The organism is Chloroflexus sp. (assembly GCF_056331925.1).
On sequence record NZ_JBWGQH010000054.1, the window covers coordinates 1 to 3665 of the forward strand.

Consider the following 3665-nt stretch of genomic DNA (forward strand, 5'->3'; position numbering starts at 1 on the left):
TGCGGGAGTGGCTCAGTTGGTAGAGCGACACCTTGCCAAGGTGTAGGTCGCGGGTTCGAATCCCGTCTCCCGCTCCAATGTGCCGGCGCAAAAGCGCCGGTTTTTCGTTTCTCTGCCCGGACAGCATCGCAGTTGACAAACCCGTGATTTGCGTTGATCATAATCAACGGCAACATCAGCAAAGAAGGTTGCCCGGCACAACGATATTGGCAACCTGCCCGATGTAAACGTCTATGACTCTCCTGAACGCGAATAACCTCAGTAAATATTATGGCGCTGAGCTTATTTTTCACGAGGTAAGCTTCCAGATTGCGCGCGGTGAAAAGGTTGCGATTGTCGGGATGAACGGAGCCGGTAAAAGTACCTTGTTACGGATCATTGCCGGGCACGAGACACCTGATAGTGGCAGCTTGAGCCTGGCCCGTGGCACGCGCGTGGCTTATCTGGCCCAAGAAACCCGCTTTCGTGACGAAGATACCCTCTGGCAAGCCATGGAAGCCGCCTTAGCCGAGATTCAACAGTGGCGGCGCGAATTGGCAGCGCTTGAAGCGCGGTTGGCCGATACCAACGCACCCGACTGGGAAGCGGTGATGGAACGCTACGGTGAACTGAGTACCCGTTTTGAACACGCCGGTGGTTATGAGATCGAGCAGCGCATCGAGCGCGCGTTGCACGGTCTCGGCTTTCAACCCGATCAGTTTCACCGGCAGATGGGTCAGTTTTCCGGTGGCCAAAAGACGCGGGCCGCGTTGGCAGCCGCTCTGCTCAGTGACCCTGACTTGTTGCTGCTCGACGAACCGACCAACCATCTCGATATGCAAGCGCTCGAATGGTTGGAACAGTTTTTGCGCGCGTGGGATGGGACGCTGATTGTAGTCTCGCACGACCGCTACTTTCTTGAGCGGGTCACCAAACGAACCCTCGAACTGAGCTTCAATCGTCTCGAAGATTATCCGGGCAGTTATGAAAAGTATCTGGCGCTGAAGGCCGAGCGTATGGAGCGCCGGCTGAAAGAGTATAAAGCGCAACAGGAATTCATTGAACGCACCGAAGAATTCATCCGGCGGTATAAGGCCGGTCAACGGGCGCGCGAGGCCAAAGGGCGCGAAAAACGGTTAGAACGGCTCAAGCGGGAACAGATGATTGAGCGACCGAAAGAGGCGGCTAAACTACAAGTGGCGCTCGATAGTCAGCTCCGCTCCGGTGAACTCGTCTTACGCCTTGATGGGGTGATCGTAGGGTACCAGGTGCCCCACGGAAGAAGCAACGCACTACTGCGGGCCGATGATCTGACGATCCGGCGCGGTGAGCGGGTTGGTTTGCTGGGGCCAAACGGCGCCGGGAAGACGACCTTACTGCGCACGCTTATCGGCCAATTAACACCATTGCAAGGCACCGTTCGCTTTGGTCACGAGGTGCGCGTCGGTTACTACGCGCAAGGCCATGATGTGTTGCAATGGGACAACACGGTTCTCGCGGAAGTGTTGCGCGTCGCACCGAGTCTCGGCGAGGGTGCAGCACGAAACCTGCTGGCCCGCTTTCTCTTCACCGGCGACGATGTGTTTAAGCGAATTGCCGATCTAAGTGGTGGTGAACGGTCACGAGTAGCGCTGGCCCAACTGACACTGCTACCCGGCAATATGCTGCTCCTCGATGAACCGACGAACCATCTTGACATTGACGCTCGCGAAGCCCTAGAGGCGGTTTTGAAAGAGTATACGGGTACGATCCTGTTCGTTTCCCACGACCGATACTTTATCGACGCGCTGGCCGACAAGCTCTGGATTATCGAGCAGGGGCGTATCCGCCAGTTTGTGGGCAATTACAGCGATTATATGGCTAGCCAGCAGGCCGTAGAACCAGAACCAGCCACCAAGCCGGTTGCAGCCAAAGTGACACCGGCCAAACCACCACGTCCCGACCAAGCCGAACGAGCGAAGCAGCGCCGATTGGCCGCCTTAGAAGCGGAAGTCACCGCCCTTGAGCAAGACCTAGCCCGGCTGAGCAGTGAGCTTGATGCAGCCAGCCAAGCGCGTGATATTGCCCGTCTGACGGCACTTGGCGCACAATACGCTGAACTCGAACGACTGTTAGCCGACAAATACGCGCAGTGGGAACAACTAGCGGCGTAACGGGAACGATGATCTACCTCGATTACGCACCGATTTACCATGCTGCCGGGCAAGCAGCGTTCGGCACTGCACTGGCCCACATTATTCTCGCCCACCAGCCAACGACGCCACGGCGTGTCCTCGATCTGGCCTGTGGTACCGGCGCCGCGGCTCTTGTCTTTGCCGCTGCCGGTGCGACGGTTGTTGGAGTTGATGCCTCGGCAGCTATGTTGGCAATCGCCCGTGATCAAGCGCACCAACGTGGGCTTACCGTCGAATGGATCGAGGCCGACATCCGTGCCTTACCCGATGACCCACGCCTACAACCGGGCAGTTTTGACCTCTGTACCTGTCTCTTCGATAGCCTCAACCATCTCACCGAAGATGGCGATCTCGCCAACGTCTGCCGGTTGGTGGGCAAATTGCTGCGCCCCGGCGGGCAGTTTATCTTCGACCTTAACACACTCGCCGGCTTCAAAACTTGGCACGAGTACGATCAGGTCATTTTCGATAGCCCTCACTTGCTGGTGGTCAACCGTCTTCATTTCGACCACTATCAGCAACGGGCGTATGGTCGTTTCGTCTGGTTCCGACGCGAGGGGGAACGCTGGTGGCGTGGTGAAGAAACCCACTGCGAGCGTGCGTGGAGTGATGATGAGATCGTGGCAGCGTTGACTGCCGGTGAGATGCAACTGAAAGCCTGCCGCACACCACAATGGACGCCGGCAACTACCGATGCACCGCGCGTAGTGTATGTGGCCGAGCGATGATCATTCCTGCGCACACAACATTCCCAACCACGGCGTTATCATCATTGTCCACAATCCACATGATTCCAGGCACGTGATTGGGCATCATCACGAACTTTTCCTCGGACAGCCGCACATACGGAAGGATGTACGTTGGGTTGTGAATCATTACGATAGGATTTCTCGGGCGCTGGCGTGCCCTCGAAATGACAGCAAGGGGTTAGGGTGAGCTTAGTACCATCATTGCTCGCTACGCTCGCAATCTTCAAGATTGCTCGGGCGCTGGCGCGTCCTCGAAAGAACACAAACCCTGCACTAATGCGCCCGCGAAAGGACACAAACCCTGCGCTGGCGCGCCTGCGAAAGGACAATGGGAGTGCGTGACGGTCAGTGCGCGCGCAGTACAGGCATCCTGTCATTGCGAGCGTAGCGAGCAATCTTCAAGATTTCTCGGGCGCTGGCGCGCCCTCGAAATGACACAAACCTTGCGCTGATGTGCCTGCGAAAGGACACAAACCCTGCGCTGGCGCGCCCGCGAAAGAACACAAACCCTGCGCTGGCGCGCCTGCGAAAGGACAATGGAGGTGCGTGACAGGCAGTGCGCGCGCAGTACCATCTGTCATTGCGAGCGTAGCGAGCAATCTTCCCCATTCCCTGTTCTAACTCTTTTTCGAACCTAAGAACCACACTTGCACAAATCTAGAGATCGTGCTATACTCTATACGTGATGCGGGAGTGGCTCAGTTGGTAGAGCGACACCTTGCCAAGGTGTAGGTCGCGGGTTCGAATCCCGTCTCCCGCTCCA

The 3665-nt window shown here is 57.2% G+C and carries 2 protein-coding genes and 2 tRNA genes; all 4 read left to right on the top strand.

The features are described 5' to 3' along the window. Window position 1: 1 nt before the first annotated feature. Window positions 2-77, top strand: a tRNA-Gly gene (locus AC01ZF_RS17470). Window positions 78-233: 156 nt separating this feature from the next. Next, window positions 234-2132, top strand: a complete 1899-nt coding sequence (abc-f, locus tag AC01ZF_RS17475) for a ribosomal protection-like ABC-F family protein (RefSeq protein WP_424677519.1) — start codon at window positions 234-236, stop codon at window positions 2130-2132. 8 nt (window positions 2133-2140) lie between these two features. Beyond that, window positions 2141-2881, top strand: coding sequence for a class I SAM-dependent DNA methyltransferase (locus AC01ZF_RS17480; protein WP_424677518.1), 741 nt, complete (start codon window positions 2141-2143; stop codon window positions 2879-2881). A gap of 708 nt (window positions 2882-3589) precedes the next feature. After that, window positions 3590-3665 (top strand) — tRNA-Gly (locus AC01ZF_RS17485).